14 protein-coding genes are annotated in these 15,362 nt (G+C 63.3%); 9 read left to right on the forward strand and 5 right to left on the reverse strand.

Features of this window, described 5'->3' with window-relative positions; all coding sequences use genetic code 11:
- Positions 1-177: 177 nt before the first annotated feature.
- A complete protein-coding gene (smpB, locus tag KF708_12605; protein ID MBX3413523.1) occupies positions 178-753 on the reverse strand; it encodes an SsrA-binding protein SmpB in 576 nt (191 codons plus the stop codon).
- Between the two features lie 177 nt (positions 754-930).
- Here smpB and KF708_12610 point away from each other — a divergent pair, with 177 nt between their 5' ends.
- The 3 genes from KF708_12610 to fbp all read left to right on the forward strand — a co-directional run bounded on the left by KF708_12610 (position 931) and on the right by fbp (position 3,854).
- The gene (locus tag KF708_12610; GenBank protein ID MBX3413524.1) at positions 931-1,728 is read left to right on the forward strand and encodes a hypothetical protein; all 798 of its coding nucleotides are present in this window, start codon (positions 931-933) and stop codon (positions 1,726-1,728) included.
- On the forward strand, positions 1,622-2,629 hold the full coding sequence (gene lipA / locus KF708_12615) for a lipoyl synthase (GenBank protein ID MBX3413525.1): 1,008 nt from the start codon (positions 1,622-1,624) through the stop codon (positions 2,627-2,629). The genes KF708_12610 and lipA overlap by 107 nt, the downstream gene beginning before the upstream one ends.
- Positions 2,630-2,771: 142 nt before the next feature.
- Positions 2,772-3,854, forward strand: a complete 1,083-nt coding sequence (gene fbp / locus KF708_12620) for a class 1 fructose-bisphosphatase (GenBank protein ID MBX3413526.1) — start codon at positions 2,772-2,774, stop codon at positions 3,852-3,854.
- 55 nt (positions 3,855-3,909) lie between these two features.
- Here the strand turns inward: fbp and KF708_12625 are convergent, their stop codons facing one another.
- Positions 3,910-4,887, reverse strand: coding sequence for a hypothetical protein (locus KF708_12625; protein MBX3413527.1), 978 nt, complete (start codon positions 4,885-4,887; stop codon positions 3,910-3,912).
- Positions 4,888-5,086: 199 nt separating this feature from the next.
- Between KF708_12625 and KF708_12630 the strand changes: the two genes are divergently transcribed.
- The 3 genes from KF708_12630 (at position 5,087) to KF708_12640 (ending at position 8,833) form a co-directional block, all read left to right on the forward strand.
- Positions 5,087-5,758 carry a hypothetical protein gene (locus tag KF708_12630; protein ID MBX3413528.1) on the forward strand — a complete coding sequence of 224 codons (672 nt, stop codon included), beginning with the start codon at positions 5,087-5,089 and terminating at the stop codon, positions 5,756-5,758.
- A 709-nt stretch (positions 5,759-6,467) separates the two neighbouring features.
- Positions 6,468-6,986, forward strand: a complete 519-nt coding sequence (locus tag KF708_12635) for a hypothetical protein (protein MBX3413529.1) — start codon at positions 6,468-6,470, stop codon at positions 6,984-6,986.
- Positions 6,987-7,153: 167 nt separating this feature from the next.
- Positions 7,154-8,833: a phosphotransferase gene (locus tag KF708_12640; protein MBX3413530.1), complete on the forward strand. Its 1,680-nt coding sequence runs from the start codon at positions 7,154-7,156 to the stop codon at positions 8,831-8,833.
- A gap of 18 nt (positions 8,834-8,851) precedes the next feature.
- Here KF708_12640 and KF708_12645 read toward each other — a convergent pair whose 3' ends face one another.
- On the reverse strand, positions 8,852-9,778 hold the full coding sequence (locus KF708_12645) for a GGDEF domain-containing protein (protein ID MBX3413531.1): 927 nt from the start codon (positions 9,776-9,778) through the stop codon (positions 8,852-8,854).
- A gap of 482 nt (positions 9,779-10,260) precedes the next feature.
- The gene (locus tag KF708_12650) at positions 10,261-10,968 is read right to left on the reverse strand and encodes a FadR family transcriptional regulator (GenBank protein ID MBX3413532.1); all 708 of its coding nucleotides are present in this window, start codon (positions 10,966-10,968) and stop codon (positions 10,261-10,263) included.
- 339 nt (positions 10,969-11,307) lie between these two features.
- Between KF708_12650 and KF708_12655 the strand changes: the two genes are divergently transcribed.
- From KF708_12655 to accC, 3 genes are all read left to right on the forward strand, one after another.
- A complete protein-coding gene (locus KF708_12655) occupies positions 11,308-12,402 on the forward strand; it encodes an aminopeptidase P family protein (GenBank protein ID MBX3413533.1) in 1,095 nt (364 codons plus the stop codon).
- Between the two features lie 96 nt (positions 12,403-12,498).
- The gene (gene accB / locus KF708_12660) at positions 12,499-12,999 is read left to right on the forward strand and encodes an acetyl-CoA carboxylase biotin carboxyl carrier protein (protein ID MBX3413534.1); all 501 of its coding nucleotides are present in this window, start codon (positions 12,499-12,501) and stop codon (positions 12,997-12,999) included.
- Between the two features lie 37 nt (positions 13,000-13,036).
- Complete coding sequence (gene accC, locus KF708_12665) at positions 13,037-14,386, forward strand: acetyl-CoA carboxylase biotin carboxylase subunit (protein ID MBX3413535.1); 1,350 nt, start codon at positions 13,037-13,039, stop codon at positions 14,384-14,386.
- Positions 14,387-14,470: 84 nt separating this feature from the next.
- Here the strand turns inward: accC and KF708_12670 are convergent, their stop codons facing one another.
- Positions 14,471-15,124 (reverse strand): hypothetical protein, encoded by a 654-nt coding sequence (locus KF708_12670; protein ID MBX3413536.1) that lies wholly within the window; start codon positions 15,122-15,124, stop codon positions 14,471-14,473.
- Positions 15,125-15,362 lie beyond the last annotated feature (238 nt).

Raw genomic sequence — 15,362 nt, forward strand, 5'->3', positions numbered from 1 at the left:
CAGCCAGCGTCTTGGTCGATCGTTGAATACAAAATCCAATTGGAGCCAACGAGTGGGAAGGATGGAATTGACAACGTAGTGATCGAGTTTTTCCTCTTGGCGATGATAGTACGAATACCGCGCCTCTGATGCAGATTGCTCCCGGTGCATGGCGGCCCCCAGCTTGTACAATGCCTCTCACCCCCGCCGCATCGCCCGGGCGATGTCGCGTTTGACGTCGTTCTTCTTCATCACCTCGCGTTTGTCGTACAGCTTGCGCCCCTTGCAGATGCCGAGCAGGACTTTTGCTTTTCCCTCCTTGAAGTACATCTTCAGGGGGACGAGCGTGAGACCTTTTTCATACGCGCGTGAGGCAAAACGTTTGATCTCGCGGCGGTGCAAGAGCAGCTTGCGCGGACGCTTGGGCTGGTGATTGAATTGGTTGGCCTGCACGTACTCGGGAATGTCGCAGCCCATCAGCCAGACTTCGCCCTCCTTGATGCGGCCGTACGCCTCGTCGAGCGACATCTTGCCGGTGCGCAGGCTCTTCACTTCGCTCCCCACGAGCACGATGCCGCACTCGAGGGTCTCGATCACCTCGTACTCGTGGCGCGCCTTGCGATTCTGGGCAATCAACCGCTCGTTGTCGTGCTCGCGGTCGGGCGCTGCTTTCTTATTCGACTTGGCCGTGGCTCGGTCTCCCTGCAAATGAGAATGTCGCGACGCATGCTGCTCGACTCGAACGCATGCCCACCCCGAGTACGGTGAGGGCATGGCACCCGGAAGTATTCTGCGATGAGAAAAACTGACATTTCGACCGGCCCTCACTCACCTTGGTCCGGGGCGTGGCTCCTGCTAGAGTAAATCACGTTGGCAGCCGATGCGAGGCCGAAAGATGAACCCCATCTTTTTCGAGGCCGGGTCGAGCCGTCGATTCTCGCTCGAGGGTCGATGTCGCAACGCCCCTCGCACGCCGGCCGCCGTCAGGAAAAGCTCATGCTCCGGTCTCCCTCGCCACACGACGCGCACGACGCCTCGCTCGAGGCCCATCTCTTGGGTCCGCTCGAGTACGAGGCCTGCCTTGCGCTCCAGCAGCGGCTGGTCTACGAGGCCGCCGACCGGGGAGATGGGCAAATTACGCTTCTCGTGTGCGAACACCAACCCTTGATCACGATCGGCCGGCAAGGTTCGCGCGCCCACATCCGATTGAGTGACGATGAGCTAGTCCACCGCCGGCTGGAACTGCGCTGGGTGAACCGTGGCGGCGGTTGCCTGCTGCACGGGCCGGGTCAATTGGCCATCTACCCCATCGTGCCGCTGGCCGCACGCGGTCTGACGGTGGGGGACTATCTGGCGCAATTACAAGTGGGAGTGGTGGCATCACTCAGCGAACTTGGTGTGCCCGTTCGCACGCACGACGATCGCCACGGCGTGTGGGCCCGCGCCGGACAGGTGGCGGCCTTCGGCGCCGCCGTGAAACATTGGATCAGCTACCACGGGCTGTTCGTCAACGTCCACGCGCTGCCGTCGGTGAATCGTGCGATCGTCGCCGACGCGAGCGAGGGATTGCCCATGAGCTCGCTGGGGGCCGAACGCCAGCGACCCTTGCGCATGACGACGGTGCGAGAATCGCTGGTGCGCAATGTGGCGACCGCCTTGGGCGCTACCCGATTTCATCTCTACACCGGGCACCCCTGGCTGGCTCGCCCGGCGACCCCCACGCGCGAGGCCGTTCGCCGTGTCGGATAACACGACCTTGTTGCCGATCATCGACGCGCCGCGCGAAGTGGCGGCCGAGCCTGCCTCGCGCCTGCCGCGCTGGCTCAAGCGCAACGTACCGCTGGGAAACGCGAATCACTACACGGCGCGATTGCTCGAGGAACTGCGGCTCGAGACGGTGTGCGACAACGCGCGCTGTCCCAACCGCATGGAGTGCTACTCGCAAAAGACTGCCACGTTCATGATTTTGGGGAACGTCTGCACGCGCCCGTGCGGCTTTTGCGCCGTCGACAAGGGACGCACGCAGGCGGTCGAGGCGGACGAGCCGGAACGTGTCGCCGAAGCGGCCCTGCGGCTCGGGCTCAAGCACGTCGTCATTACGTCGGTCACGCGCGACGATCTCGCCGACGGCGGCGCCGAGCACTTCTACCAGTGCGTGCTCGCCGTGCGAGAAAAGACCGGCGCCGCGGTCGAGGTGCTCACGCCCGACTTCCTGCACAATCGGCCCGCGCTAGACCGAGTGATCGACGCCGCCCCCGAGGTGTTCAATCACAACACGGAGACCGTGCCGCGGCTCTACCGCACCGTGCGTGGACGAAAATCGGATTATCGCTGGACGCTGAGGCTGCTGCGTCGCGTGAAGGAGCGCGATCCCGGCTTGAAGACGAAGAGCGGCCTCATGCTGGGGCTGGGCGAGACGCGCGACGAATTGTTCGACACGCTGGCCGATCTGCGCGACGCGGGCTGCGATCTGCTGACCTTGGGGCAGTATCTGCAGCCCTCGCCGCAGCATCTGCCGGTGGTGCGCTATGCAACGCCCGAGGAGTTCGACGAGCTGGGCGAGGCGGCCCGCCGCATGGGGTTTGCCCAGGTCGCCAGCGGACCCTTCGTGCGGTCGAGCTACCACGCCCGGGACATGGCCAAAGCATAGAGGGCGATAAGTCGCCGCTGGTCCGTTAGTCGTCCGTGTCACTTTTCGGCTTGGCGATCCGCGGGCACGACTGTCTCGCGGCGATTCTTGCTTCCCGGTATGATGCGCAGGCTTACTTTCTTAGCGTCCGTCGAGGATTTCCATGGCCGATACTGCCTCGCCGAAGGTTGTTGCCCCTGCTGAAAAACGAGCGACGGTTCCGCTGAGCGACGTCGTCGAGCGCGCCTCTCAGCCGTTGACGGTGGGCCAGCACATTCTCGACCAGCAGCGTCAGTTTCATCCGGACGCGACGGGCGAGTTCTCGTGGTTGCTGTCGGGGCTGACGCTGGCGACGAAGATGGTCTCGGCCGAAGTGAGGCGTTTCGGCCTGAATGCCGTGCTGCACGGTACGGGCCAGGTCAACGTGCAGGGCGAGGTGCAGCAGCAACTCGATGTCTTTGCCAACAATGCGCTGCTCCATTGCCTGGGCAACCGTGGCAACGTCGGCATCCTGGCCTCTGAAGAAAACGAATCGCCGGTCGTCGTGCTGCAGAACCCGCAGGCAGGCGAATACATCGTCGTGTTCGATCCGCTCGACGGTTCGAGCAACATCGATCTCAACGTCAGCGTCGGGACGATCTTCTCCATCCTGCGGCGCGACTTGAACGTCAACTCCGACCCCGCGGCCGACGTGCTGCAGCCGGGGTACCAGCAAGTGGCCGCCGGCTACGTGCTCTATGGTTCGTCGACGATGCTGGTCTACACGGCCGGGCACGGTGTGTACGGCTTCACGCTCGATCCGCTGATCGGCGCCTACGTGCTCAGCCATCCGAACATCCGCATGCCCGAGCGCGGCAACCTCTACTCGGTGAATGAGGCCAACGCCGACAGCTTTCCGGAATATGTGCGCCGCTTTCTGCACTGGCTCAAGTCGGGCGAGGACGGCACGGTTTATTCTTCGCGCTACATCGGTTCGCTGGTGGCCGACTTTCATCGCACGTTGCTCAAGGGGGGAATCTTCCTCTATCCCCCCACGGCCCATTATGCACAGGGCAAGTTGCGGCTGTTGTACGAGGCGAATCCCATTGCCTTCCTGGCCGAACAGGCCGGCGGTATGGCCACCGACGGCCGGCAACGCATCATGGAGATCGTGCCCGAGACGTTGCACCAGCGGACGCCGCTCTTGGTTGGCAGCCGCTACGAGGTGGAACGCATCATGTCATTCGCCGAGAAGCGCGGCCGTTGAAGGCCGGCGCATGGTGGTGCGGAGGGTACGATGGCGTCGACGTCAAAGGGCCGTCCTACAACTGCTTCGCCACGCGCTGCATGGCGGTCGTGTCGACCTGCACCACGCCGTCGACGTTGACCTCGCGGCCGTGGACGAGCTTGAGCGGCAGCCCGCTTTCGAGCTCGATCAAATACTCCGCAACCGTGGCGATGGCGACCGTTTTGGGCAGCTTGGCCTCGTCGAAGGGTTTGCCCTGTTCTTTGGCACTGCGCTTGAAGAATTCGACCATCATACGGCGGGCTTCGGCCTCGTCGGCCTTTTGCTCGCTACGAATCGTGATCGTGCCTTTCGCGGCGTCGTCGGCCTTGACGGTCAGCACGATCGGGGCGGGCACGCGATCGCCGCCAAAGGGACTGACCAGTTCGCCCGCATATTCCGAGGTCCCCCCCGGCTGCACGGTGCGTCCCGACAGCCCGAAGTAGATATACGCGTCGTCGGCCGTCAACTTATCGACCCCCGCCTCGGTCGAGATGCTTTCTTTGACCCGGCTTCCCAGGGCGCCGGCGACTTCGGGCTTGGCCCCCCCGCGCACCAGCTCGTTGATCAATTGCTCGACGCGGGTTTGCATGGCGGCCTGCACCTCGCGCCAGTTGCGTACCCCCAGCACCATGCCCGCCGCCGAGAGCTCGAGCTCGAGTGGGCTGGTTTCTTCCAACTCGAGCATGCGTACGGCAAACAGGTCGGGGGGATTCGGCTCGAGGATGCGTCCGCCGGTCCGCGCCCAGCGCAAGATCATGTCGGTTTGCGAGATGCTCTGTACCTGGGCCGAAGCGATGGCCGCCGACTTCGTTTTCGAGGGGGCCTGGCCGGGCAGATTCTGGCTGCGCTCGTTGATGATCTGCAGGGTGATGCGTTCCCCCTCACGCAGCTTGACGCGGATATCGATGGGGTTCGCGTCTTGCGCCTGGACCGTGCCGGCACTCCCCACGAGACAGGCCACGACCAAGGCCCAGAGTTGCGCGCCGCGCCGCCTAGGAAGTGGATACCGCATGGTTGCTTCGGCCCTTGCTGCTTGGATCGAGTCCCGCGTAGACGCCCCAGCCACGGACGACCGTGTCGAGCGCACCGAGCCAGTGTATGCCGGCTGCCAGGCGCGGGCAAATTCGGCCGGCTCTTTTTTTGCTGGGCTGCCGCTGTCGCTTACAATGGCGATTCGTTTCTTTTCGATCCTCGCGCATCAGGGTCCAACCATGGGGCTCTTTCTGGCCGTTTCCGCGTTCCGGCATCAACCGGTCCAGGTTCTTTCCGAGGCGGCGGCTTTCTATGCCGCCTCGCATGGTGTCGAATGCCAGCCGGTCGATCGACATGAGTCGCATGGCGAGTTCGAATCGCGGAACGACGCCTTTCTCTTTTCACCGGTCGATGACTGGACCGTGGCCCTCTGGCCGGGCTACTTCAACATTCACGATGTCGAGCTCTGCCGCCATCTGAGCCGCAAGTTGAAGACGGTCGCTTCGACGGTACACGTCTACGATGGCGACTACTGGGCCCATGTGCTGTTGGACAACGGCCACGTCGTCGATCGGTTCGCCAGCGTGCCCGACTATTTCGCCGAAGGCGAAGTCGACAAGACGAACATGCGCGCGCAGTGGGCAGGTCATGCCGAGGCCATCGCCGCCGCGTTGTCCAAGCCGGCCGAAACGATCGCGCCGTATCTCGTGCATCAATCGCCCGAGATCGAAAGCCGCCCGATGCGCGCTTTCGAGGACGACCGCTTCGAGCTGGCCGACCTGTGGGTCTTCACCGACTTCTGGCGCCGCCTGGGCATCCAGTATCCCGACGACGTCACGAGCTTCGCCGCCCGGCTCCGTTTTGGCGATGACTACCGAGAGAAGCTGCCGGTGAGCGAAGAAGAGTTATAGGGGCTGTTGGTATGGGGGCAGATCATGGCATCCACGTCCTATCAGCGTTGGCGCACGGATGCGTCAGCCGCGCTCGACGAAATCACTGCTGCACACGTTGCGGTTGGCGGCACAGATCGTGGGCGACGCTATGCGACCCAACAACTCAACTATTCGTACGCGATACTGCTTGCTTCGCAGTTTCAAGGCTTTTGTCGAGATCTTCATACGGAGTGCATCGATCACCTTGTAGCCCTGATCCCCTCGCGACTGCAGGTAATCGTTCGGGATGAATTCGGCAGGTCTCGGCAACTCGACCGCGGAAACGCTCAGCCTGGTAGCATTGGGTCGGACTTTGGGCGATTAGGAATCGATCTTTGGCAAGAAGTGGACTATCTGGATCAAAGAAATGTCCGCCGCCGTAATCACTTACTGGCGTTAAACGACTGGCGAAATGCTATCGTCCACCAAGATTTCAGGGCTATAATTGCAACCGGTGGTCTGCGTCTAGGAACAGTTCAACAATGGCGCTCGTCGTGCAACGGTTTAGCGAAGGCCTTGGACGGGGTAATGCGCCAGCACTTAACGCATCTGGCAGGGATGCCGCCTTGGTTGTGAGCTTAATTGATGACTGCACGGCAAGTGAGCCCTGAAGTATTGATCACTGGCACGCCGGCCGGGCTCCCGTTGGTGACCCGGGGTTCATTGGCAGCGCGGGGGTGAATAAGAGATGCATAGCACCCCAAGTATTTCCTCAAGCCTGAATGTCGGTGACTGGGTTTCATTCGACTACGGATCGCAACGTATCTGGGCGCAGATCATTGAGGATCGAGGCGGACTTGGCGTCAGGGGGCGACGGTTGTTGCGACTACGATTCAGGCGTGGTTCCGAAGAAGTAGCTTTCGAGATGCCAGAAGATGAATTGGTTCGAGAAAACCTGTCACGTAGTTCTGTCATCGATTTTTTGAAGCACGGGGGACTCGTCGAAATCCTTCACAGCAATCTGACCGGTGGAAGCGAACCACGAGTTTGGCTTACTTTGTCTCCTCAAGGAAAGATTGGTTTCACGTTCGAAAAAGATCGTGGAATCGTTGGTGGCGAAGTAGTTCCATTCAATGCCCTTACGCGGGATCATAGGAAAGTATTTCTACCAGATCGCGAGGGCGTCATCGGATTCGTCAAGTCATTTGGACTAACGCAGTCGGAAGCTGAAGACGTTGTTAGGAGTGTTGGCACGGAAGCGAACTAAACTGGCAAAGTCTTCTTTGCAAATTCCAAAACTCTCCCAGCCTGTCGCGACTTGCGAAAGTGGGATGATTGGGCTTGTCGGGCATTTCTGGCGAGGGTATGGATACTCTCTCTGACCTCGTGCGTCAGTAGCTTGTACGCCCCTTGCGGGACGGAGCCCGCCTGCCGATGACCAGCCACGCCTGGGCCGAATCTGCGATACGCTGGGAAGTCGATCCCGGTTGGGACGACGTCGTGGCCGAGTTGCGCGACAATCCGCCGAAGGATTGGGGCGAATTGCCCGGCGCGGCGGTCGTCAAGTCGGGGCCGCATCGCGTCGTGTATCGGCTCGATCGGCCCCAGGGCTCGCTCTTCGTCAAGCACTATCGCAGTGCCGATTGGCGCGCACGGGTGCGGTCTCTGTTTCGGCCGAGTGCCGCGCGGCGCGAATGGCACAAGTCGGTCGAGATGCTCCGCCGCGGCGTGCCGACCATTCGCGCGGTGGCCTGGGGAGAGTCCAAACAGTCGGGCCTTGCCACCGACAACTTCTTCGCCAGCGAGGCGATCGCCAATGCCGTGGCGCTCGACGCCTGGCTGCGCGACATTTGTCCTCGTCTGGACCCGGCCACGCGCGCACGGCAGCGACGCCAGATCGTCGATCGACTGGCCGACCTGACGGCGCGCGCCCATCGCGCCGGCGTCTGGCACGATGATTTTCACGCGGGCAACATCCTGCTCGCCGATGAGGGCCTTTATCTCATCGACGTGCCGGGCGTGGAGCTTGCGCGCGGGCCCCTCAACTGGCGTCGCACGCGTGCCAGCCTGGCGATGCTCTGCTCCGGCTTGTTGGGGGACGCGACTCCTGGCGAACGCTGGCGTTTCTGGCGACGCTACCTGGCGGCCCGTCCCGAGTTGGCGTGCCGAGATGTTCGCGCAGCGGGCGAAGAGGTCCTGCGCGCGGCGCACTCCCATGCGCGCCGCATCTTCCGCGGGCGAGACCAACGGGCCTGGGAGGCGAACCGCGATTATTATCATGCCCGGCTGACCTCGGGCCGCGCTTACGCGGTGCGCGACCTAAGGCCCGAGGAACTGCGCCGCGTCTTCGACGATCCCGCGCAGTTTCTCGGCGGCCAGGTCACGCGGCCGATCAAGCTGAGCCATACCAGCGTCGTCGTCGAGGCGAACGTCGAACTGGCAAACCGCGCCGCGCACGTGGCGCTCAAACGATGCCGGCCGAAAGCGTGGTGGAAGAATCTGCTCGCGCTGGTGCGGGGCACGCGCGCGCGAGTGAACTGGTATCGTGGGCAGGCGCTCGTCTCGCGGTTGATTCCGACGGCCCGTCCGCTGGCGATGATCGAAACCGGGGGCATCGCTTCGACTCGCACTGGCTACACGCTGACTGAGTGGATCGCCGGCGCCACGAATCTGCACCTCTACGGCTGGGACCTCGCCGTGCGACCCGCGCACGAACGCCGGCGACGTACGAGACAACTTGCCCAGCGGCTGGGCCTGCTAGTGGGGCGCCTGCACTTGTGGCGGATCTCGCACCGCGATCTAAAAGGGTGCAACCTGCTGGCCGCCGAGCGCGACGATCGCATCGACTGTTACCTGATTGATCTCGACGGCATGCGTATTCGGCGCTGGCTCACGCGGGCCACGCGCATGCGCGATCTCGCGCGGCTGGCGGCCAGTTGCCAGGCCCATCCCTGGCTGACAAGGCAGGACCGCCTGCGCTTTTTGCGCGCCTATTTCCGCGTGCAGGAGGACCCGGCCGAGCGCCGCGAGTGGAAACGCTGGTGGCGCGAGATCGAGGCCTGCTCGGCGGGCATCGCGCAACGGCTGACCCGGCGCGGCGAGCCGGTCGTGTAGCGCGACGATCGGAGACGCTCAGGTCCCCGCGGAGACCGGCACGTTGTCTTGCACCGGATCGATGTGCGTCCCGTCGTGACGGAAGACGCGGTTCCGGCCCGATTCCTTGGCGTGGTAGAGCGCCTCGTCGGCACGGTTGAGCAGGCTTTGCACGTCGTCGCCGTCGTGGGCCGAGGCAACTCCGCCGCTCACGGTGACCTTGGTATCGGCGATCAGATTGCGTTCCACGGTCATGCGCAATCGTTCGCAGAAGGTCGCCGCATTTTCGAGTTCGGTCTGCGGCATGATGATGACGAATTCTTCCCCGCCGTACCGGGCCACGACGTCCGTCTCGCGAACGCTGTCGCTCAGCATGGCGGCGAACGTCCGCAGCACGCGGTCGCCGGTGAGATGACCCTGCTCGTCGTTGATGTGCTTGAAGTGGTCGATGTCGAAAATCACGACCGAGAACGACTGGTCGTAACGGGTCTTCATGGCGAACATGCCGGCCAGCACTTCGTCGAGCGCGCGGCGATTGCGGACACCGGTCAACGGATCGGTGCGCACTTCGGTGAAGGCCATCAAGTGCGTCATCTGCTGGCGCAGTTGGTCGTAGGCCTGGGCGAATTCATGGGCCAGACGCAAGGTCGGCTTGAGAAACTCGTCCGCTTCGTCGCACAACTTCTTCCAGGTTTCGGCTTCTTCGTGCGCCGTGAGATCGTTCACGCGTTCCTTGAAGCGGGCCACGCTCGCGTGGTGCTTCGCTAGATGCTTGCGTACCGCGGCGCCAATGCGTTCCAGTTCGCGCGCCACCGATTGGGCACGCTCGATCTCGCGCTGCGCCTTGAGCGCGATCGATTCATCAGGCCGTTTGCGCCGCCGGCCGACCATGTAACCGATCGTCGCCACCGCGGCCAGGGCCACGGTAAAGTTCAATTGGGGTAGCCAACCAAACAATTCGTTCATCGTCTCACCGGTGAAGCTGATCGAAGTTGGAGCAGGAACGAGCCTAGTAGTTCGAACGCGAGCCAAAGCCGCGCAGGCAGAGCGCTCCCAGTACGAGGATGCCGATCATCACGAACATCCAATCTTGCTTGTCGAAGTGTTCGACCGAGCGGACGACATGGTGATAGAGCTTTTCCACGCCAGGCACCTCGAGGGGGCGATGACCCTACAATCCACGGGCTATCAAAGCCTAGTTCACAAATCCGTTCTTGCAGGCCCGGAGTGAAGCGTAAGTCTCCGCTGGCAGCCTGGGGGAAAATCCCCTCGTGGAGCCGGCGTTTCGCCGTTCGGGGGAGCCGGGAGCCGTCCGGATCTGTCCGTGAGGTGCGGTTGTAGGGATTCTCCAGCCCCGTAACACGCACAAAAAAAAATGGCCCAGCGACGAATCGTCGTCGCTGGGCCATCGTGGGGCTTATTGAATCGTGCGTGCGAGGGACGGCGGGCTAGGCGCTGACGGCACGAAGCTGACGGCCACTGGCGGCGCGGTGCAACGATTCAAGGTGCTCGCGCATCCGTTGCTCAGCGGTGTCGGCATCGCCGTGCGCGATGGCGTCGACGATCGCTTCGTGTTCCGACTGCAGCTCGCGGCGATCGAGCTCGTCGGCGTGCTCGCGCCACAGGCGCACGATGTCGGCATAGACGGCCTCGATCGTGGCGCACAGGATAGAGTTGCCGGCCAGGCGGGCGATGCGCACGTGCAGACGCAGATCGTGGTCGCGCCAAGCGGCGGCATCTTCGAGCAACTCGGCGGCCTGCGCTACCTCGGCCCGCAGCGCGGTGGCCTGATCGGCGGTGATTCGCTCGGCCGCCAGCCGTGCCAGGATCGGTTCGAGATGCACGCGGGCCTCGATCACCTCGGCGATGTCTCGCTCGGGGTTGGCGCCGCCGAGACCGGCCTCGGTCAGCACTTCGAGAAAGTTGGGCTGGAGGAATGTGCCTCCCCCCTGCACGCGTCGCAGGGCGCCGCGCTCGCTCAGCCAGTCCAACGCATTGCGAAGCGATGGTCGGCTTACGCTCAAACGCGCGGCCAGATCGCGCTCCGGCGGCAGGCGGTCTTCCGCCGTGAAGCCGTGCGTCAGGACATAGTGACGCAGTTGCTCGAGGATCAATCCGGTAAGGTTCGTACGCCGGACCGGAGTGGGATGGGGCAAGTGGTGTCGTGATGCTCTTCTCAAGGTGCAGCTCTCTTCTCGGGCAGGTACGCTCGCCGCACTTCAATTTCACACCTGCGGCGTAGACGTAAGCCTCCATTCTAATTCGAGGTTCCACGCGGTCTAGAAAAAGTTCGCTGATTAGACCAATGACGCAAGTCCCTAAAGGTGGGGGTGTTCGCATGCGAACGAATTGCAGAAAAAGGCTCGCGAGGAGCCGCGCGAGCCGTAATCCGGCTCGATGCTCAAGACCGCTTTCCCCCTGGGAGCGGATGTCGTAAATTCGCGTCGGCGAGGCCGCGCCTAGGCGGTCGTCTTTCATCACACAAGGCACTTTTCATGGCGGCTCAAAGCACGGCGCGGCGACAACGCGTGCGCAAGCAGTTGAAGAAGTTGGGAGTCGATGCGCTGCTCGTCACCAATTTCGCGAATGTGACCTACCTCTCCGGTTTTACCGGAGATGACAGCTACTTGCTGCTCACGCGCGATCGCGATGTGCTCATCAGTGATCCTCGTTACACGACGCAGCTCGAAGAGGAATGCCCGGGGCTGGAGCTCGAGATTCGTCAGCCCGGCACCTCGATGACGGCAGGCGTGGCCAAAGTGGCCGGCTCGACGGGGGGCACGAAGATCGCGGTCGAGGCGGACTCGATGACGTTGGCCCTTTCCGAGGCGCTGGCCGCGGCGCTCCCCAAGGCGGAGCTGGTCTCGACCAGAGGGGTCGTCGAGGAAATGCGCGAGGTGAAGGACGCGGACGAGATCGTGCTGATCCGCGAGGCCATTCATCAGGCCGAGCGTGCCTTCGGCGTGTTGCGGGCGACGCTGCGGCCCGAGCAGACCGAGCGCGAAGTCTGCACCGAGCTCGAATATCAACTGCGGCGCTTCGGAGCGACGGGGGCGAGCTTTCCGCCGATTATCGCGGTGGGGGCCCGCGCGGCGCTGCCTCATGCCCGCCCGACCGACCAGAAAATCAACGAGAGCGACTTTGTTCTGGTCGACTGGGGAGCGAACGGCAAGCTCTACAAGAGCGACTTGACGCGTGTTTTGGTGACCGGTAAAATCTCGCCCAAACTTGAACGGGTGTATGGGGTTGTGTTAAAATCGCAGCTTGCGGGGATCGCGGCCATCCGGCCGGGCGCCACCTGTCACGAGGTCGACGCCGCCGCTCGCGATGTGATCGCGAAGGCCGGCTTCGGCTCGAAGTTCGGACACGGACTCGGACACGGTATCGGGCTGGATATCCACGAGGGACCGCGCCTGGGTCGAAACAACCAAACCGTGCTGAAGCCCGGCATGGTGGTCACCGTCGAGCCCGGCATCTATTTGCCCGGGTGGGGCGGTGTGCGGATCGAAGACGACGTCCTGGTGACGAAGACGGGGCACGAGGTTCTCACCAGCGTCGCCAAGGAACTGCCCGACATGGTGGTCGGGTAACGTCGGGCGCGGCGGGTGTCGTCGCGCCGAGCATCGAGAGAGGCGGACTCACCCACGGGGGTTCGCCAGCGAGCGTTTCACCTGCGGAGTGATTGCATGGCCAGTCCGCCCCCCGCGTCGGGCGACACCTTCGATTTGCGTAAGATTCGCCGCCTGGTCGAGCTCATGAACGAGCACGACCTGAGCGAGATCGATCTACGCCAGGGTGAAGTTCGGGTCCGCCTGCGGAAGAACCACGGCCTGCTGGTACCCGCTGGCGGCGTTTCCTTTGCACCGCCGGTTGCCGCCACGCCTGCGGCGGCTTCTCCGTCGAGTGCCCCCCCCGCGGCGCCGGCTGCCGCCGCCGACGAGCAGTTGGCGGTGGTGAAGAGCCCGATGGTGGGCACCTTCTACACCAGCAGCAGCCCCGACTCGCCCGCCTACGTCAAAGTCGGCGATCATATCGGTCCCGAGTCGACCGTCTGCATCATCGAGGCGATGAAGGTTTTCAACGAGATTCCGGCCGGGGTCTCGGGCCGCATTGCCGCGGTGCTGGTCGAGAATGGCGAGCCGGTCGAGTACGGCCAGCCATTGTTCAAGGTCGACACCCGGCGCTAGGCCCTGCGCACGGTCGCCAGTTACCCGGGTTTGGCCCATGTTCAAGCGAATTCTGATTGCCAACCGCGGCGAAATCGCGCTGCGAATCATCCGCGCCTGCCGCGAGCTGGGCGTCGAAACGGTGGCCGTCTATAGCGAGGCCGACCGCGGCGCCCAGTACCTCGAGCTGGCCGACGAGGCCTATTGCCTCGGTCCACCCCGCAGTGCGGACAGCTACCTTAAGATCGACCGCGTCATCAGCGCCGCCGAAATCGGCAACGTGCAGGCGATTCATCCCGGCTATGGGTTTCTCTCCGAGAATGCCCACTTTGCCGAGGTGTGCCGCAGTTGCAACATCGACTTCATCGGTCCTTCACCCGAGGCGATGGCTCAACTGGGCGATAAGAACCAGGCCCGGCGCATGGCGCGCGAGGCGGGCGTGCCGCTGGTGCCGGGAAGCCCCGGTCTCATCACGCACGAGGCCGAAGCGGTCGAAGTGGCGCACGAGATCGGTTTTCCCGTGCTCATCAAGGCCTCGGCTGGCGGTGGCGGTCGCGGCATGCGCGTGGCCGCGAACGATCTGGCGCTGAAGTCCGCGCTGCAGCAGGCACAGACCGAGGCCGAGGCCGCCTTCGGCAACCCGGCCGTTTATCTCGAAAAGTACATCGAGCACCCGCGCCACGTCGAAGTGCAGATCCTGGCCGACAAACACGGCAACGTCGTACACCTCTGGGAACGCGACTGCACGATGCAGCGTCGCCACCAGAAGCTGATCGAGGAGAGTCCCGCGCCGGCCCTCGAGCAAAGCGTGCGCGAGTCGATCTGCGCCGCCGCCGTGCGGCTGATCCGCACCGCCGAATACTGGAATGCCGCCACGGTCGAGTTCATCGTCGATCGGAACGGCAACTTCTATTTTATCGAAGTGAATGCTCGCATCCAGGTCGAGCACCCCGTGACCGAGATGGTGACGGGCATCGATCTGATCAAGTCGCAGATCCGCATCGCGGCGGGCGAGCCCCTTCCCTTCACGCAGGAGCAGATCCAGCACAGGGGCTGCGCGCTCGAGTGCCGCATCAATGCCGAAGATCCCGCGGCCAATTTCCGCCCCTCGCCGGGACGCATCGAGCGGATGTACGTGCCGGGGGGGCTGGGGGTCCGTTTCGATTCGCACGCCTACGCCGGCTACACCGTCTCACCCTACTACGATTCGATGATCGGCAAGCTGATCGTCCATCAGCCCACCCGGGAAGAGGCGATCGACAGCATGCTGCGGGCGCTGGCCGAACTGCGCATCGAAGGCATCCGCACGACGGTGCCCATCCAGCAGGAGATCCTACAGCACTCCGCCTTCCACGAGGCCCGCGTGGACACCACGTTCATCGAACGAACGTGGATGAAGAAGGGGTAGAACCTTCGCGCTCTTGGCGTCTTCGCGGTAAATGTTTTTGATTACCGCGAAGACGCCAAGAGCGCGAAGGAAGCACTGGAAGAGCTACTCGGCTTTGACGCGCACGGCCAGCACATCCTCGCGAGCCAGCTTCTGCTCGCGGTGCTGGGGCACGAAGATCTGTCGCTGAAAGGCTCGCCCCACGAGCGGGATATCGCCCAGCAGGGGCATGCGTTTCTGCTCGGGCACCAGCGACTCGCTGACGATGCGCAGGTCGGTGCCGTCGTCGTGCGTCAGGGTCCCTTTGAGCAGCTTCAGTTCGCCTCCCTCGGCGTAGTCGACGTGGCAGAATTGCTCGGCGGGCGGCTCGCGATCGGTGACGTGGCGCAGCGGTGTTTGCTCGTGCGGCCTCACTCGCTGCACGATTGTGGCCGCCTCGCGCGGCAGCCAGACGATGCTCTCTTCGCGGCCGATGCCGACGTTCTTGAACGTACGATGGAAGAAGGGACGCTGCGACATCGGGACCCCTTCGTGGCGTCCGGCCTCTTCCCGTTGCAACACGATCCAGTCGGGGCGCACCTGCACGAGCACGCCGGTATAGCTTTCGCTCGTCCCGTTACGCTCGACGCGGATGGTGTATTGATCGCCGGTGACCAGCACGTTCACCGCGGCGGTCGATTCTTCCTCGGCATCGGAGATCGGAGACAGGCAGACGAGCAGGCCGAGCAGGAGCAAAAATTGGCGTGCAAGCTGTCGCATGATGGCACCTCTTGCTAGCAGCGACGTTCATCGACAGAACGAGAGGGGCGCCCTTATAGCGACTGCCCCCAGGTGGGGGCAACCTCGACCGAAGAGGAACCATCGAATGATTATTCTCCGAAGCGTTCGCCGCCCATGGCGCGCCAAACGAAGCACGGCACCAGACGTACGATGGCTCTGGTGAAATATCCCGGTCCTGGGCACTTAACGTGTTTTCTGGTGAGTGGTTGGTGCCGGT

This window comes from Pirellulales bacterium (assembly GCA_019636335.1).
Lineage (GTDB): Bacteria > Planctomycetota > Planctomycetia > Pirellulales > JAEUIK01 > JAHBXR01.

Coding starts and splice junctions, on each gene's coding strand:
- fbp (MBX3413526.1), top strand. CDS start 2,772: ATGGCCGATACTGCCTCGCCGAAGGTTGTTGCCCCTGCTGAAAAACGA.
- KF708_12670 (MBX3413536.1), bottom strand. CDS start 15,124: ATGCGACAGCTTGCACGCCAATTTTTGCTCCTGCTCGGCCTGCTCGTC.
- KF708_12625 (MBX3413527.1), bottom strand. CDS start 4,887: ATGCGGTATCCACTTCCTAGGCGGCGCGGCGCGCAACTCTGGGCCTTG.
- lipA (MBX3413525.1), top strand. CDS start 1,622: ATGTGGCGACCGCCTTGGGCGCTACCCGATTTCATCTCTACACCGGGC.
- accC (MBX3413535.1), top strand. CDS start 13,037: ATGTTCAAGCGAATTCTGATTGCCAACCGCGGCGAAATCGCGCTGCGA.
- smpB (MBX3413523.1), bottom strand. CDS start 753: ATGCCCTCACCGTACTCGGGGTGGGCATGCGTTCGAGTCGAGCAGCAT.
- KF708_12635 (MBX3413529.1), top strand. CDS start 6,468: ATGCATAGCACCCCAAGTATTTCCTCAAGCCTGAATGTCGGTGACTGG.
- KF708_12640 (MBX3413530.1), top strand. CDS start 7,154: ATGACCAGCCACGCCTGGGCCGAATCTGCGATACGCTGGGAAGTCGAT.
- KF708_12630 (MBX3413528.1), top strand. CDS start 5,087: ATGGGGCTCTTTCTGGCCGTTTCCGCGTTCCGGCATCAACCGGTCCAG.
- KF708_12655 (MBX3413533.1), top strand. CDS start 11,308: ATGGCGGCTCAAAGCACGGCGCGGCGACAACGCGTGCGCAAGCAGTTG.
- KF708_12645 (MBX3413531.1), bottom strand. CDS start 9,778: ATGAACGAATTGTTTGGTTGGCTACCCCAATTGAACTTTACCGTGGCC.
- KF708_12610 (MBX3413524.1), top strand. CDS start 931: ATGTCGCAACGCCCCTCGCACGCCGGCCGCCGTCAGGAAAAGCTCATG.
- accB (MBX3413534.1), top strand. CDS start 12,499: ATGGCCAGTCCGCCCCCCGCGTCGGGCGACACCTTCGATTTGCGTAAG.